Source organism: Hominiventricola sp., from assembly GCF_057604405.1.
On the sequence record NZ_DBLYVB010000032.1, the window covers coordinates 1 to 15,564 of the forward strand.

Annotated in this window: 17 protein-coding genes and 3 tRNA genes; 14 read left to right on the forward strand and 6 right to left on the reverse strand. The window is 48.2% G+C overall.

Going from position 1 to position 15,564, the window contains the following annotated elements:
- The coding region (locus ACZMB2_RS12935; RefSeq protein ID WP_487597045.1) for a TIGR03943 family putative permease subunit at nucleotides 1–736 on the forward strand (736 nt) is incomplete at its 5' end.
- A 79-nt stretch (nucleotides 737–815) separates the two neighbouring features.
- Here ACZMB2_RS12935 and relB read toward each other — a convergent pair.
- The gene (relB, locus tag ACZMB2_RS12940) at nucleotides 816–1,136 is read right to left on the reverse strand and encodes a type II toxin-antitoxin system RelB family anti-toxin (RefSeq protein ID WP_118771476.1); all 321 of its coding nucleotides are present in this window, start codon (nucleotides 1,134–1,136) and stop codon (nucleotides 816–818) included.
- Nucleotides 1,137–1,284: 148 nt separating this feature from the next.
- On the opposite strand from relB, the gene ACZMB2_RS12945 reads away from it, so the two are divergent.
- The 3 genes from ACZMB2_RS12945 to ACZMB2_RS12955 all read left to right on the forward strand — a co-directional run bounded on the left by ACZMB2_RS12945 (nucleotide 1,285) and on the right by ACZMB2_RS12955 (nucleotide 1,695).
- A tRNA-Leu gene (locus ACZMB2_RS12945) sits at nucleotides 1,285–1,369 on the forward strand.
- Between the two features lie 120 nt (nucleotides 1,370–1,489).
- Nucleotides 1,490–1,573: transfer RNA gene (locus ACZMB2_RS12950), tRNA-Leu, on the forward strand.
- A gap of 37 nt (nucleotides 1,574–1,610) precedes the next feature.
- Nucleotides 1,611–1,695 (forward strand) — tRNA-Leu (locus tag ACZMB2_RS12955).
- Nucleotides 1,696–1,794: 99 nt separating this feature from the next.
- Here the strand turns inward: ACZMB2_RS12955 and ACZMB2_RS12960 are convergent.
- Complete coding sequence (locus ACZMB2_RS12960; RefSeq protein WP_487597046.1) at nucleotides 1,795–2,964, reverse strand: CapA family protein; 1,170 nt, start codon at nucleotides 2,962–2,964, stop codon at nucleotides 1,795–1,797.
- A 159-nt stretch (nucleotides 2,965–3,123) separates the two neighbouring features.
- Here ACZMB2_RS12960 and ACZMB2_RS12965 point away from each other — a divergent pair, with 159 nt between their 5' ends.
- On the forward strand, nucleotides 3,124–4,398 hold the full coding sequence (locus ACZMB2_RS12965) for a dihydroorotase (RefSeq protein ID WP_487597047.1): 1,275 nt from the start codon (nucleotides 3,124–3,126) through the stop codon (nucleotides 4,396–4,398).
- On the opposite strand, the gene ACZMB2_RS12970 is transcribed toward ACZMB2_RS12965, so the two are convergent.
- Nucleotides 4,377–4,730, reverse strand: a complete 354-nt coding sequence (locus ACZMB2_RS12970; protein WP_487597048.1) for a helix-turn-helix transcriptional regulator — start codon at nucleotides 4,728–4,730, stop codon at nucleotides 4,377–4,379. The two genes, ACZMB2_RS12965 and ACZMB2_RS12970, sit on opposite strands and share 22 nt — an antisense overlap.
- Before the next feature lie 169 nt (nucleotides 4,731–4,899).
- Between ACZMB2_RS12970 and ACZMB2_RS12975 the strand changes: the two genes are divergently transcribed.
- Nucleotides 4,900–5,061 carry a hypothetical protein gene (locus tag ACZMB2_RS12975; protein ID WP_487597049.1) on the forward strand — a complete coding sequence of 54 codons (162 nt, stop codon included), beginning with the start codon at nucleotides 4,900–4,902 and terminating at the stop codon, nucleotides 5,059–5,061.
- Here ACZMB2_RS12975 and ACZMB2_RS12980 read toward each other — a convergent pair.
- On the reverse strand, nucleotides 5,047–5,496 hold the full coding sequence (locus tag ACZMB2_RS12980) for a CYTH domain-containing protein (protein WP_487597050.1): 450 nt from the start codon (nucleotides 5,494–5,496) through the stop codon (nucleotides 5,047–5,049). The genes ACZMB2_RS12975 and ACZMB2_RS12980 overlap by 15 nt on opposite strands.
- A 90-nt stretch (nucleotides 5,497–5,586) precedes the next feature.
- Between ACZMB2_RS12980 and ACZMB2_RS12985 the strand changes: the two genes are divergently transcribed.
- The 8 genes from ACZMB2_RS12985 (at nucleotide 5,587) to ytvI (ending at nucleotide 13,907) form a co-directional block, all read left to right on the forward strand.
- Complete coding sequence (locus ACZMB2_RS12985) at nucleotides 5,587–6,138, forward strand: DJ-1 family glyoxalase III (RefSeq protein WP_487597051.1); 552 nt, start codon at nucleotides 5,587–5,589, stop codon at nucleotides 6,136–6,138.
- 68 nt (nucleotides 6,139–6,206) lie between these two features.
- On the forward strand, nucleotides 6,207–6,425 hold the full coding sequence (locus ACZMB2_RS12990) for an alpha/beta-type small acid-soluble spore protein (RefSeq protein WP_487597052.1): 219 nt from the start codon (nucleotides 6,207–6,209) through the stop codon (nucleotides 6,423–6,425).
- 147 nt (nucleotides 6,426–6,572) lie between these two features.
- Nucleotides 6,573–7,859: a trigger factor gene (tig, locus tag ACZMB2_RS12995; RefSeq protein ID WP_487597053.1), complete on the forward strand. Its 1,287-nt coding sequence runs from the start codon at nucleotides 6,573–6,575 to the stop codon at nucleotides 7,857–7,859.
- Nucleotides 7,860–7,954: 95 nt separating this feature from the next.
- Nucleotides 7,955–8,536 carry an ATP-dependent Clp endopeptidase proteolytic subunit ClpP gene (gene clpP, locus ACZMB2_RS13000; protein ID WP_487597054.1) on the forward strand — a complete coding sequence of 194 codons (582 nt, stop codon included), beginning with the start codon at nucleotides 7,955–7,957 and terminating at the stop codon, nucleotides 8,534–8,536.
- Nucleotides 8,537–8,549: 13 nt separating this feature from the next.
- The gene (clpX, locus tag ACZMB2_RS13005) at nucleotides 8,550–9,773 is read left to right on the forward strand and encodes an ATP-dependent Clp protease ATP-binding subunit ClpX (protein ID WP_487597055.1); all 1,224 of its coding nucleotides are present in this window, start codon (nucleotides 8,550–8,552) and stop codon (nucleotides 9,771–9,773) included.
- Nucleotides 9,774–9,836: 63 nt separating this feature from the next.
- Nucleotides 9,837–12,140, forward strand: coding sequence for an endopeptidase La (gene lon, locus ACZMB2_RS13010; protein WP_487597056.1), 2,304 nt, complete (start codon nucleotides 9,837–9,839; stop codon nucleotides 12,138–12,140).
- Between the two features lie 17 nt (nucleotides 12,141–12,157).
- Entirely contained in the window at nucleotides 12,158–12,769 is a 612-nt protein-coding gene (gene yihA, locus ACZMB2_RS13015; protein ID WP_487597057.1) for a ribosome biogenesis GTP-binding protein YihA/YsxC, read from the forward strand.
- Complete coding sequence (gene ytvI, locus ACZMB2_RS13020) at nucleotides 12,750–13,907, forward strand: sporulation integral membrane protein YtvI (RefSeq protein WP_487597058.1); 1,158 nt, start codon at nucleotides 12,750–12,752, stop codon at nucleotides 13,905–13,907. Before yihA ends, ytvI begins: the two co-directional genes overlap by 20 nt.
- Nucleotides 13,908–13,922: 15 nt before the next feature.
- Here ytvI and ACZMB2_RS13025 read toward each other — a convergent pair whose 3' ends face one another.
- A complete protein-coding gene (locus tag ACZMB2_RS13025; RefSeq protein ID WP_487597059.1) occupies nucleotides 13,923–14,435 on the reverse strand; it encodes a DUF4364 family protein in 513 nt (170 codons plus the stop codon).
- A complete protein-coding gene (gene mnmL / locus ACZMB2_RS13030; RefSeq protein ID WP_487597060.1) occupies nucleotides 14,410–15,381 on the reverse strand; it encodes a tRNA modification radical SAM protein MnmL/YtqA in 972 nt (323 codons plus the stop codon). The genes ACZMB2_RS13025 and mnmL overlap by 26 nt, the downstream gene beginning before the upstream one ends.
- Between the last annotated feature and the right edge of the window lie 183 nt (nucleotides 15,382–15,564).

Below are 15,564 nucleotides of genomic sequence, written 5' to 3' on the forward strand. Positions count from 1 at the left end.
TAACGAAATGTTTCTGGCAGAGTGCCAGAAGAAATACAAACCTACCCAGGTTATTGTAGAATATAACTGTATGTGGGGACTGGATTATCTGCGCGAGATGTATATGCCGAAGGGCTGGTTCGTGGCGCAGGTCATCACAACCGTAGACGCGACTACCTTTGATGTTTATCTGAAAAACATGAAATCCATTTTCATGGAGATGGCAAAGGATTCTGATCTCATTATCTTCAACCGTAGTACGGAGGATACACCGGCTGCCACTTATAAGAGAAATATGCGTGCAGTCAATCCGAAGGCCCAGGTGGTATTTGAGAAAGAAGACGGAAGCCAGCTGGAGTTCGAGGAAGAGCTTCCCTTTGATATCAATGCAGATGTCATCGAGATCTCTGACGTGGACTACGGTATCTGGTACATCGATGCCATGGACCATCCGGAGAAGTATGCAGGAAAGACCCTCAAATACAAAGGAATGGTCTATAAGAATGCAAGGCTGCCGAAAGGGTATTTTGTGCCAGGACGAATGGCAATGACCTGCTGTGCGGACGACACAGCCTTTATCGGCTTCCTGTGCAAGTCTTCTCATGCAGAGGAACTGAAGAACAAGCAATGGGTGACCATTACGGCCAAGGCTTATGTGGAGAAACGTGCAGAGTACAGCGGCGAGAATGGTGTGGTGCTGCGTGCAACCCATATTACCAGCGCGGAAAAACCGGAAGAAGAGCTGGTTTATTTCTAAAAAAGAACAACAAAAAAGGCGGACTTCCCACAAACAGGAAGTTCGCCTTTTTTCTTACGATTCGCTTTTGTGCATTGCGTTACTTGTCTGCAAATAATACCTTCAGCAGATTGATTGCAAGGGTCTTCTCCTCAGCAGTCCGGTCGTGCATCAGCTGGATCAGAAGATTGATGCTGTGATCATCAGTGGCAACCACATAATCAGCAAGCAGAAAGTCAATGGTAACGCCCAGACGATTTACTACTTTTACAAGCTTGTCCAGAGTAAGACTTCTCTCTCCGCGCTCAATCTGTCCGATGTATGCGGTAGATACGCCAACCTCTTCAGCGAGTTTTTCCTGAGTCAGATTCAGACGCAGGCGCTCTTCACGAATTCGTTTTCCTAATGCATGATAATCCATTTGTATACCTTCCTTTCGGCAACGATATGTTTAAATAAATGATACTTTGAAATACCCCTATATTAGAATCTACGGAGAGTTTTATTTCGAATACATTATAAAAATATTTGACATTTGCGTCAAATTGTTGTATGATATCGTTCGTGATGCGGAAGTGTCGGAATTGGCAGACGAGCAAGATTCAGGTTCTTGTGAGCGTTACGCTCGTGAGGGTTCAAGTCCCTTCTTCCGCACTCATCCAAAATACTTCAACAAAAAAAGTTGAAAAAAAGTATTGACGGATGAGAAAAAAAGTGCTATACTAGCATTCGTTGAGTCGCTGAAACAACAGAAACGAGAACGCTCAATGGTTTGCGGAAGTGTCGGAATTGGCAGACGAGCAAGACTAAGGATCTTGTGACCGTTAGGTCGTGTGGGTTCAAGTCCCATCTTCCGCATCAGAGAGTATGAGCTCTGTAAAAATTCATACGGTTTGCGGAAGTGTCGGAATTGGCAGACGAGCAAGATTCAGGTTCTTGTGAGCGTTACGCTCGTGAGGGTTCAAGTCCCTTCTTCCGCATCAGATGAGCATTCGGAATGATCCGGATGCTTTTTTTGATTTCACAGAGAACATAAAAAACGGAAGCAGCCAGATACGGGTTACTTCCGTTTTTTGTTCTTATTGTGCCAACAGTGTCCCATCTTCGTTTACCGTTACTCCGAAGGAAAGCTCCGTCAGATGTTGGAATAAGGCTTCCGGGTGCTGGATCCGGGACAGGACACTGCCCACCCGTTTGCATAGTATCAGCTGGATGGAAGGAGCTCCTTCGTTGTCGTAGGAGGCTTCCAGAAGAACGGTATCTCCGTCCCGGTTACCAAAGAGATAATTTCCCAGGCTATACACAATGGGAACACCATTGTAATATTCAAATCCCTGCAGAACATGGGGATGACAGCCTACCACCAGATCAGCGCCGGCGTCAATATATCCTTTTGCCAATGATCGCTGATAATCTTCCGGTGTCTCATTTTTCTCAATACCCCAGTGAACAAATACAATCACATGGTCATATTCGGCATGGGCTTCTGCGATTTTCTGGTTGAGCAGGGTGGCATCATAGGTCTGAAACAGTCCCGCCTGGCTGTCAGAGGCATACCAGGTGGCAGAGGGGGACACTCGCGTGGCACCGAAGATGGCGAAGGTCTGGCCCTTTATAGTCTGCACTGCGGGCGCAGAGGCTTCAGACAGATGATATCCCCCTCCGATGCAGGTGATGCCTGCGGATTTTAAGGTATCCAGCGTATCCAAGAAGGCATCTCTCCCAAAATCAAGGGCATGGTTGTTGGCCACTGTCGCGATATCAACGCCCATTTTCTGAAAGATTTCCACATATTTAGGATCAGCCCGGAAGGTAAACTGTTTGTCTTCCATTGCCTCGCCCCGCAGACTGAAAGGAAACTCTTCGTTAATGACAAAGAGATCCGCATTCTGCATGCGTTCAAGCATCTCACTGTCCGCAATGGCAGAGATGCCGGATTTATCATAGGAGGCCAGGAATGGGTCAGAAAACATCACATCTCCTGCGAAAGCCAGAAGGACGCTGCCAGGTTCTTCCGGCTTCGGTTCCGGCCTTTCTTCGGCAGGTTCTTCCGGCTCCGGTTCAGGCCTTTCTTCGGCAGGTTCTTCCGGTTCCGGTTCTGGCGCTTCTGCGACCGGTTCTTCGACCGGTCTCTCCTGATCTTCTGGTTCGGAAATAACCGGCATCTGGTTGTAGAAGAAGATTCCTGCAGCCAGAAGCGGGATGCCAAGTAAAAATCCGATACATAAGCCTTTTAAAAGTGGTTTCATAAGATTCCTCCGAATTTGTTTATTCAGTTATAAAAACTATAACACAGAAGTCCGGGAAAAGGAATTCTCCTTGCTGTTTTTGGGAGGCTGGGGTATGATGGGGGTACGTTAAAAAGACAGTGAAATGACACAGGCGTTGTAATACAAGGAGGAAAACACGTGATACTGATACGGAAGGGACGGGTAGTGGACCCGGTAACAGGAAGAGATGAAGTGCTGGATGTGCTTCTGGATGGAAATACGATTTGTAAAACAGGAAAAGATCTGCAGGCAGGAGAGGCGGAAATACTGGATGCAGAGGGTCTGGTGGTGGCTCCCGGACTGATGGATGCCCATGTGCATTTCCGGGATCCGGGACTGACCTATAAAGAAGATATTGAGACTGGTGCGGCAGCGGCGGCAAAAGGCGGCTTTACGACGGTAGTCTGCATGGCAAATACAAAGCCGGTGGTAGATAATGTGGAGACCCTGGCCTATGTCCAGGAGAAAGGGGAGAAGACTCCCATTCATGTATTGCAGGCAGCAGCCATCACGAAAGGGCTGAAAGGCGAAGAACTGGTAGATATGGAGACACTGGCAGATGCCGGTGCGGCCGGGTTTACGGATGATGGCATCCCGCTGATGAATGAAAAATTACTTCTGGAAGCCATGGAGCGGGCAAAAAGACTGGGATTGCCGATGGCGTTTCATGAGGAAGATCCGGCACTCATGAAAGCTCCGGGCGTTCATCAGGGAAAAGTATCAGAACAGCTGGGATATGGAGGTGCGCCGCGGGCGGCAGAAGACGTGATGGTGGCAAGGGACTGTATGCTGGCTCTACACACAGGAGCATCGGTTTGCATTCAGCACATCAGCTCGAAAAATTCCGTGGAACTGGTGCGTCTGGCGAAGAGACTGGGAGCTGATGTTCATGCGGAAGCAACGCCCCATCATTTTACGTTGACGGATGAAGCGGTTCTCAAATACGGTACTATGGCACGGATGAACCCGCCGGTACGTACGGAGGAAGACCGGATGGCGATTATAGGAGGTCTTCAGGATGGCACCATAGACATGATTGTGACCGATCATGCACCCCACAGTGCGGAAGAAAAAGCCCGTCCCCTGGCAGAAGCCCCAAGTGGCATTATAGGTCTGGAAACCTCTCTGGGACTTGGTATTTTGTCACTGGTGGAACCGGGATATCTGACATTGATGGATCTTATGCGGCTCATGAGCAAGGCACCTGCAGAATTTTACCGGATGGTTCCAGGTGGAATTACAGAAGGTGCGCCTGCAGATCTGGTGATTTTTGGGGAGCATGAGAAATGGAAAGTAGATCATTTTGCATCGAAAGCATCCAACAGTCCGTTTACTGGCTGGGAGCTTCCCGGAAAAGTACATTATACGATTTGCAGCGGAAGGATAGCATATCAGGATTCTTCGGAAGACTGATTGAGAAATTTAAGATAAGAACGGATCGCATACTGGTCTTCTGAAGATAAAGAAAGATAAATCCGAAAAAATTCGCCGGATGCAGGAGTCAGAGAAGGGGATGAGAGAACCGCTTCCTCTGGACTGCTCTGTCCGTGTACCAGCTGATTGACCGTGAGATGGTGAAAATCTGCAAGTTCACAGGCCATTTCTGCATCCGGAATACGAACACCATTTTCGTAGAATGCATAAAGCTGACGGGAAATATGAAGTTCCTTGCTGAGCGCATCCTGAGTGATGCCCAGCTGTCTGCGGAGGCTCCGCAGAGTTTTACTGATATCGTGGTCTGCCATAATACACCTCATCCGGAGTTTGTTATGCGGGAATTATAGCAAGTTCACAGGAAAACTTACGATAATACAACAAAACATAGAAAAAGACAGATAAAAATTGATTTTACGCAACGAAATGATGTAATATAAAAGTAACCACGATGAGATGCTAAAAGAAAAGGAGGTATCCATGGAAAAAACAGAAAGCAGATATCTGGAGAGGACGGACGACGTCTGGACCAGACTTCGGCTGGCCCGGCTGCAGTCCGTGGAAATGGACATTCCGGATGACGCAAAGACACCGGAACAGATGCTGGAAGAGATTAAGAAAAAAATATCAGAGCGTACTTAAGCGGCTGTTGTGGTAGAGAGAAGAATTGGTAACATCTTCTCCGAACCAGTCCGGCGGCGTGAAGGTAAGGGCATCTTCCTCAGAAGGAAATTCTACCTCTGCAAGGATTAGATCGTCTTTGGGGGAATGGAATACATCCAGTTCGATGGTGTAAGGATCAAGGGGAATCAGATAACGGCGTTTGCTGATCAGGCGTCCGTCGATCTTTTCACGCAGATGAAAATAGGCGTCTTCTGTCAGCGGGAGATTATATTCCTCGCGGATCATAAGTCCTTTGGATTTGTAAGTGAGATAGTATTCCTCGTCCTGACGGCGGATCCGGACCACCGGTTCCGTGCAGAGATATCCCTGTTCAATTTCGTGAAAAGGATAGGAAGCGAGATTTTCCGGCACCTGTTTCACCAGATATTTGCGCTCGATTTCATAAGATTTCATATGCAGAAAGCCTCCATTTGTTTTTCTGAAGACAGTGTAGCATGATTTGGGAGGAAATGGTACAATGTTTCAAGATAAGGAGGCATAAAAATGAGCAGAGTATACGTGTTTTTAGCAGATGGATTTGAAGAAATCGAAGGACTGACGGTTGTGGACATCTTAAGAAGAGCGGGAGTTGACACAACGACGGTATCCATTATGGAAAGAAGAAACGTGATGGGAAGCCATAAGATTCCGGTGACGGCAGATGCATGCTTTGACGAAGTGGATTTCTCAGAAGGAGAACTTCTGGTACTGCCGGGGGGAATGCCGGGAAGCAAGTATCTGGCAGAGCATAAAGCATTGGGCGCACTTTTAAAAGATTACGCAGAGCACGGAAGAAAAGTAGCAGCTATCTGTGCGGCGCCGGGTGTGCTTGGCGGACTTGGTATTCTGAAGGGAAAGAAAGCAGTCTGCTATCCGGGGGTGGAAGATAAGCTTACCGGTGCAGAGGTGCTTTTTGAGGAAGTGGTACAGGATGGCTGCGTGACGACCAGCCGCGGCATGGGAACTGCCATTCCCTTTGCACTCCATCTGGTGAGCCAGCTGGTATCGCCGGAAAAAGCCGAAGAACTGAAAAAAAGCATTATTTATCGGCAGTAAAAGCAGGGAGATCTTTCCAGTATGGATGTGTGGATTCTGTTCATACTAAGGTCATGGAGGTGATCAGCATGACGAATCAGAACAGCACATCCGGAAGCCAGATGGCAGTACCGGAGGCGAAAGCAGCCATGAACCGTTTTAAGGAAGAAGTGGCAAGCGAGCTTGGCGTGCCGCTGAAAGAGGGGTATAACGGTGATCTGACCAGCAGACAGGCTGGAAGCATCGGCGGCGAAATGGTCAAGAAAATGATCATGAAGCAGGAACAGCAGATGTCTTCCGGACAGTAACTGCAAAAAAATAAGAAAATAAGGGGCTGTCCGGAGGTTTTGTCTGGACAGTCTCCTTTTTTTATGCTATACTCTTAAAATGTCTATGAGTATGTAAATCAGGCAATACTTACTGATATATAAATACAAGGAGGATACAGTTCTAACATGAGCGTACAGGTAGAAAAATTAGAGAAAAACATGGCAAAGCTGACCGTTGAGGTTCCGGCAGAGGACGTTGAAAAAGCAATCCAGGGTGCATATCAGAAAATGAAAAAGAGCATCAACATTCCGGGATTCCGTAAAGGAAAAGCACCGAGACAGCTGATCGAGAAAATGTACGGAAAAGAAGTATTCTACAACGAGGCAGTAGATGCAATGCTTCCGAAGGCATATTCTGATGCAGTTGAGGAGTGCGGCGAGGAGATCGTTTCCTATCCGAAGATCAACGTAGAGCAGATCGAGAGTGGAAAACCCTTCATCTTCACTGCAGAGGTTGCTGTAAAACCGGCTGTTACTCTTGGCGAGTACAAGGGAATCCAGGTTGAGAAGGCACCGGTTGAGGTGACTGAGGAGGAGATTCAGGCAGAGGTTGATAAAGAGCGCGAAGCAAACTCCAGAACCGTAACCGTTGAGGACAGAGCAGTACAGAAGGGTGACATCGCTACCATCGATTTCGAGGGATTTGTTGACGGTGTTGCTTTTGACGGCGGCAAGGGTGAGAACTATGATCTTGAGATCGGTTCCAACACTTTTATTCCGGGATTCGAAGATCAGCTGGTTGGCGCAGAGATCGGCAAAGAGCTTGATGTAAACGTAACCTTCCCGGAGGAGTACGGCGCAAAAGAGCTGGCTGGCAAAGCAGCAGTATTCAAATGCAAAGTAAACGGAATCAAAGTAAAAGAACTTCCGGAAGCAGATGATGAGTTCGCACAGGAAGTATCTGAGTTTGATACACTGGATGCATACAAAGAGGATATCAAGGCTAATCTTCTGAAGAAAAAAGAAGAAGAAGCTCAGAGAGTAAAAGAGGATGCAGTCATCGGTAAGATCATCGAGGGAGCTCAGATGGAGATCCCGGAGGCAATGGTTGAGTACCAGACCCAGCAGATGCTGGACGACTTCGGACGCCGTATGCAGAGTCAGGGACTGTCCCTTGAGCAGTACTTCCAGTTCACCGGAATGACTGAGGATCAGTACAAAGAGCAGATGAAACCGAGAGCACTGCAGAACATTCAGAGCAGACTGGTTCTTGAGGCAGTAGCAGCAGCTGAGAAGCTTGAGGCAACTGAGGAAGATCTGGATGCAGAGTACGCTAAGATGGCTGAGCAGTACAAGCTGGATGTAGAGAAAGTAAAAGAGATCTTCGGCGAGTATCAGAAAGAAGAACTGAAGAAAGATATCGTGATCCAGAAAGCTGCCGCTCTGGTAACAGACGCTGCAGTAGAAGCATAAGCACTGGCTTATCTATGAGATCAGAGGGGGCATGGCGGGAAGGCTGTGCCCTTTTATGCTCTTATTGAGCATATATTTGAGAGGAGGACATACACATGGCATTAGTACCTTATGTCATTGAGCAGACCAGCAGAGGAGAGAGAAATTACGACATCTATTCCCGCCTTTTAAAAGAGAGAATTATTTTCCTGGGAGAAGAGGTTAATGAGACCACGGCGAGCCTGGTGGTAGCACAGCTTCTGTTCCTGGAATCTGAGGATCCGGGAAAAGACATCCATCTGTATATCAACAGCCCGGGCGGTTCCGTGACCGCCGGTATGGCGATTTTTGATACGATGAACTACATTAAATGTGATGTATCCACGATCTGCATCGGTATGGCAGCCAGCATGGGAGCCTTCCTTCTGGCAGGCGGCGCAAAAGGAAAGCGTTTCGCACTTCCGAATGCAGAGATTATGATTCATCAGCCGCTGGGCGGTGCACAGGGTCAGGCAACGGAGATCGAGATTGCAGCAAAGCACATCTTACGTACCAAGGAAAAACTGAACAGTATCCTGGCAGAGCGCACCGGTCAGACACTGGATGTGATCATGCGCGATACCGATCGCGACAATTATATGACTGCGGAAGAGGCAAAGGCTTACGGGCTCATTGACCAGGTAATCGCAGGACACTAGGAGAGAGAATTACATGGCTAGAAATGAAATCAGATGTTCCTTTTGCGGCAAGACAGAGAGTCAGGTAATGAAGCTCTTAAAAGGACCAAATGGCGTCTATATCTGCGATGCGTGTGTAGAACTTTGCTCAGAGATTATCGAAGAAGAGATGGGCGAAGAGGAGAACGGTACGGAAGCAGAGGAGATCAATCTGCTGAAGCCGGAGGAGATCAAGGCATTCCTGGACGATTATGTAATTGGACAGGAGAAAGCAAAGAAAGTGCTTTCCGTAGCTGTCTATAATCATTATAAAAGAATTCTTGCGGAACAGGATCTGGACGTGGAACTCCAGAAGAGTAATATCCTGTTGCTTGGACCTACCGGATCAGGTAAGACCCTGCTGGCACAGACCCTGGCAAAGATTTTGAATGTTCCGTTTGCAATTGCGGATGCAACGACACTGACCGAGGCCGGTTATGTGGGTGAGGATGTGGAAAATATTCTGCTGAAGATCATTCAGGCAGCGGATTACGATATCGAGAGAGCCCAGAAAGGCATTATCTATATCGACGAGATTGATAAGATTACCCGTAAATCCGAGAACCCGTCCATTACCAGAGATGTATCCGGTGAAGGTGTACAGCAGGCACTTCTGAAGATTCTGGAAGGAACCGTTGCCTCTGTTCCGCCTCAGGGTGGAAGAAAGCATCCCCATCAGGAACTGATCCAGATTGATACGACGAACATCCTGTTTATCTGCGGCGGTGCCTTTGAGGGACTGGATAAGATCATTGAGACCCGTATGGATCAGAAGTCCATCGGATTCAATGCAGATATCCGGGACAAACGCCAGAATAATGTGGGAGAGCTTCTAAAACATGCACTGCCCGAAGACTTTATCAAATTCGGTATGATTCCGGAGTTCATGGGCCGTGTGCCGATCTCTGTATCACTGGAACCGTTGGAAAGAGACGATATGGTACGGATTCTGCTGGAACCGAAGAATTCCATTGTCAAACAGTATCAGAAACTGTTTGAACTGGACGGTGTTGATCTGAAGTTTGATGATGACGCTGTGAAGGCAATTGCAGAGAAAACCATTTCCAGAAAGACCGGAGCCAGAGGACTCCGTTCCATTATGGAGGAAACGATGATGGATCTGATGTTTACGATCCCGTCGGACAAGACAATTAAGAGTTGTACGGTGACAAAGGAAGCGGTGGAAGGAACCGGTGTTCCGATGATCACCAGAAAGTAGTTACGAGGAAATAAAGGGTCTTACGTATAAGGCCCTTTTTCTGACCGGAGAGGGGAAGAGAAAATGGAGAATTCCACACTGAAAGTGCCGGCAGTGGCATTGCGGGGAATGACGATTCTTCCGGGAATGATTACCCATTTTGACGTAAGCCGTTCCAGATCGGTAAAAGCGGTAGAACGCGCGGTCGCGGAAGGACAGCCACTGTTTGTGGTGACACAGCGGGATCCTGAGATGGAAACCCCGGAACAGGATGATGTATTTGCTGTGGGCATCATTTCAGAGGTGAAACAGATCGTAAAAATGCCCCATAATATCATGCGGGTATTGGTGGAAGGCGTGGACCGCGCCGGATTGCTGGAGTTGTCAGGAGAAGAATATCTGGAAGCGGAGGTTTCCATCCTGCCGGATGAAATTGCGGATGATCTGCCGGAGGAGGCCATGTTCCGGAATCTGAAGGAGATTTTCGAGCGGTATTGCCAGAGTACCGGAAAGATCGGAAAAGATCTGGCAAAACAGGTTTCTGCCAGTACTACATTGGAAAAACTGATGGAGCAGGTGAGCATCCATACACCGCTTGGCTGGGAACAGCAGCAGGAACTGTTGGAGAATATGAATTTTGCAGACCGGTATGATGCCTTGTGTATTATTTTGAATAACGAAATGGAGATAGAGGCATTCCGGAGAAAGATTCATGAAAAAGTAAAGGCACGGGTGGACAAACAGCAGAAAGAATATATTCTGCGGGAGCAGATGAAGGTCATCCGGGAAGAGCTGGGAGACGACGGCCCCAATGCAGAGGCGGCCCAGTTCCGGGAAGCAGCTGACCGGCTGGAAGCTTCCGATGAAGTGAAGGAACGTCTGGAGAAAGAGATTCAGCGTTTCCTGAACAGTGGATTTAACTCTGCTGAGGCATCTGTCATCCGGGGATATATTGAGACCCTTTTGGAGCTGCCCTGGGACAAACGGAGCGAGGACTGCCTGGATCTGAAGAAGGCAGAAGAAGTGCTGGAAGCAGAACACTACGGCCTTAAGAAAGTAAAAGAGCGCGTGCTGGAATTTCTGGCAGTACGGAAAATGCTCAATGCAAAAGAAACACCGATTCTCTGCCTGGTAGGACCGCCGGGAACCGGGAAAACATCCATTGCCCGTTCCATTGCTCATGCACTGGATAAGAAATACGTGCGCATCTGTCTGGGCGGCGTCCATGACGAGGCGGAGATCCGGGGACATAGAAGAACTTATATCGGGGCGATGCCGGGACGTATCGTGGACGGTATCCGTCAGGCAGGCGTGAAGAACCCGCTGATGGTTCTGGATGAGATCGACAAGGTGAGCAGCGACCACAGAGGAGATACCTTCTCTGCCCTTCTGGAAGTGTTGGACAGTGAGCAAAACGGAAAATTCCGGGATCACTATGTGGAACTTCCGGTGGATTTGTCAGAAGTGATGTTCCTTTGTACGGCAAATGACATGCAGACCATTCCCAGACCGCTCCGTGACCGTATGGAGATCATCGAGGTGGGAAGCTATACAGAAAATGAGAAGATGCATATTGCAGTGGAGCATCTTTTGCCCAAGCAGATGAAGCAGCACGGATTGACAGAAAACCAGTTTTCTGTCAGCCGGAAAGCCATGGAGAAGATGATTCACCAGTATACCAGAGAAGCAGGCGTCAGAGGTCTGGAGCGCCGTCTGGCAGCCCTCTGCAGAAAGGCAGACCGTGAGATACTGGAAAAAGGGCAGAAACAGGTACATATTACAGAACGTAATCTGGAAAAATATCTGGGAAAAACCGTCTATGAATTCCAACAGAAACTGGATAAAAATGAGATCGGTGTTGTCCGTGGACTGGCATGGACCAGTGTGGGTGGAGATACGCTGGAGATTGAAGTCAATCTCATGCCGGGAAAAGGTGCCTTTGAACTGACCGGCCAGCTGGGAGATGTCATGCAGGAATCTGCCAAAGCAGGTATCAGCTATATTCGTTCTGTCAGTGAAGGGTATGGACTGGATAAGAAATATTTCCAGGAGCATGACATTCACATTCATATTCCGGAAGGAGCAGTACCTAAAGACGGACCGTCAGCAGGCATCACCATGACCACGGCTATGCTCTCTGCTATTCTGAATCGTCCGGTTCGCGCTGATGTGGCTATGACCGGAGAGATTACCCTTCGGGGAAGAGTCCTTCCTATCGGCGGATTAAAGGAAAAGCTGCTGGCAGCCAAGAGCGCCGGTATGCAGACCGTTATTGTGCCGGAGAAGAACCGCAGAGATGTGGAAGAACTTTCCAAAGAGATTACCGGTGGAATGGAACTGGTCTATGCGGGAACGATGGATGAAGTGCTTTCCCATGCATTTGCGTAAGGGAGAAAGGAAATCATATGATCATTAAACAGGCAGAGCTGGAGACCGTCTGCGGTATTACCAGCAAGCTTCCGGACAATCAGTTTCCGGAGGTGGCGTTTGCAGGCAAATCCAACGTGGGAAAATCTTCCCTGATCAACGGACTGCTGAACCGGAAATCCCTGGCAAGAACATCTTCCCAGCCGGGCAAGACGCAGACGATTAATTTTTATAAAGTCAATCAGGAATTGTATCTGGTGGATCTTCCGGGTTATGGCTATGCAAAGGTCAGTAATGAGATTAAGGCAAAATGGGGGCGGATGATTGAAAATTATCTGCATGGCTCCAAACAGCTGAAAGCAGTCTTTTTGCTCATTGATATCCGTCATGAGCCATCTGCCAATGATAAAGACATGTATCAGTGGATTCTTGCTCAGGGCTACGAACCGGTCATCATTGCCACGAAACTGGATAAGATCAAGAGAAGCCAGGTACAAAAACAATTAAAGATTTTAAAAGACGGACTGAAGCTGGTTCCGGGAACGCAGCTGATCCCGTTTTCCGCAGAGACGAAACAGGGCAGAGATGAAATCTGGAACTTGATTACGTCTTATATGGAGGAAACGTCTGATGAAAGAGGAGACATCTGAGAAAATCGAGGGAGTAAAGATCAGAGACAGGATCGGTAAGAACCTTTTGAATGTGGGCGTATTTGCAATGGAAGTATTGGTCCTGGTGCTGTTAGGTCCATGGGCATTTAAGTTTTTTCTTCCCATGCTGACCGGATGGCTGATCGCCCAGATTGCAAATCCACTGGTCCGTTTTCTGGAAAAACATCTGCATATTGTCAGAAGCCACAGTTCTTTTGGCATTATTGCAGGAGTGATTTTACTGATTGTTCTTGGATGTTATTATCTGGTCAGCTGGCTCTTTGGGGAGGCCGGAGTGCTGTTGGAGCGGATGCCGGACTATTACCATTCCCTGGTCCAGATGTTAAATACAGCGTCCCTGAATCTGGAACATTTGGCAGGAAGACTGTCACCGGAGGCGGGACAGAAGATTAATGAAGTGACGACCCTTCTGACTTCCAATCTGGGAAATCTGGTGGGAAGTCTTGGGGGTGTGACGGTAGGAGCAGCAGGAACTGCAGCGGGCAAGATTCCGGCCCTTCTGGTTTCCTTCCTGTTTGTACTGCTGTTTGCCTATTTTTTCATTGCCCAGAGAGAGCGGATGCATGCGCTGGCAGAAAAAGTGATTCCGGAAGATACACGCAGACAGATTTCCATGGTCTGGAAAAAACTGAAGTACGCGGTTGGAGGCTATTTCCGGGCGCAGTTTAAGATTATGTTCATCGTGTTTGTTCTTCTTGCCATAGGGTTTTTGATCCTGCGGGTGGATTATGCATTGCTTTTGGGTGTGCTTATCGCATTTCTGGATTTTCTGCCCATGCTGGGAACCGGAACCGTGTTAATTCCATGGGCGGTATGCTGTGCGCTGGGAGGAAAACTCCCGATGGCAGCAGGAATTCTGATATTGTATGCAGTGACGCAGGTCACAAGACAACTGATCCAGCCCAAAATAGTAGGAGACAGCATCGGTATAGATCCTATGACAACACTGGTGTTCTTGTTTGTAGGATATCGGATAGGGGGAATTATAGGAATGATCGTGGCTGTCCCCGTGGGGCTGATTCTGATACAGCTCTACGAGGCAGGTGCATTCGATCATGTGATAGAAAGCTGCAGAGAACTGGCAGCGGATATTCATACCCTGCGCCGGGGCGAATAAAGCTCCGGATGCAGCTTACAGAAGTTCTTTCATAATATGAGCATAGAGAGACTGACTTTTGCTCTGCCAGTTCTGGCAGACAGAGTCGGCCTCTTTTTTTGTAGGGACAGAAAGATTCAGCTCAATGAGAGTGGAGCTGTGTTCCCGGACCTGGCATCGTACCATGTATCCGCCGTCGTTGGAAGGAAAATAATCTGCCACATTGGACAACGCATTACGGATCTCAATCTGATGCTCTTCCAGAAAGGCAGTAATCTCTGAGCAGATCGTTTCGGATACTTTATCTCCAAAATACGTAAGAGTGTGGCGGCCGGAATCGGTAATCCGGTAGATGGTGCTGTTCCGGCTGGATGATACGAGTACAAGTCCGGTTTCTTCCATTTCAGAAAGTACCTGCTGAAGAGTGAAATAGTTGGTATATTCCTTTTCCAGAATAAAATCCGTAATCTGAGCACCGGTCAGCGGGGCATCCGCCTGATCCAGCATTTTCAGGATGATCAGCTTATAGAGTGTCAGTGTGTCTGCCATAAGAAATTACCTCCCCTTTTGATGAATGAACATATTTTCCCTGCCAGGTATCCCGGATCCGGAATTCCCGGTGGATGGTATTGAGCACCTGACGTTTGGCAAGACTCCAGGTGGGCGCAATCAGAAGATCCTTCGGGCCGTCACCGGTCAGACGATGAACGACCATGTCCGGACGAAGAATCTCCACGCAGTCCACAACTGTGCTTACATACTCTTCCATGGTAAATACAGGAAATGGGCGGGCAGCGTAAACATCCGCCAGATCCGTTCCCTTTAAAATATGAAGAAGCTGGAGTTTGATACCCTGTGTGTCTGTGGTATTCAGATAGCGGACCGTGTCCAGCATCCTTTCATGGTCTTCGCCGGGAAGACCAAGGATCACATGGGTAATCACTTCCAGACCAGCTTTTCGAAGTCGCTGCACAGCATCTTCATAAACGGAAAGCGGATACCCGCGCCGGATAAAGGCTGCCGTGTCTTCGTGAACCGTCTGAAGTCCCAGTTCGACCCAGACTGGTTTGATCCGGTTCAGCTCTTCTAAAAGTTCCACAACGGGAGGCTCCAGACAGTCCGGGCGTGTGGCGATGGCCAGGATTTCAATCTCCGGCTGCCGGATAGCTTCCGTAAAAACAGAACGAAGATAGGGAACCGGAGCATAGGTGTTCGTGAAGGCCTGGAAATAGGCAATGTATTTTCGGACGGGGCGTTTGGCAGATAAGAGCTTCTGCCCTGCATGAATCTGATCTGTAACAGACAGAGAAGCAGGGGCGGCAAAATCGCCGGAACCGCCTGCGCTGCAGAAAATGCAGCCGCCGCGGCCGATGGTTCCGTCACGGTTCGGGCAGGTCATGCCTCCGTTTAAGGCCAGCCGGTATACCTTTTCTCCAAAGCGGCTTTTTAATTCATAATCCAGTGAGTGGTAGGGTTTATCATTCCATAAATTCATGTCTTCAATCTAACATAGGAAAATATAAAAATCAATGATTTCTAAAAAGTTTCACTTTTCATTTGGACATAAAGATAGTATACTAATAACAGCACCTAGTGCGAAACCACGATTCTGAGAAAATATATAGAAGCAATTCGTTTAGACAGCCGCATCAGATCAGATAGAGGCTTTCCCGTAGAA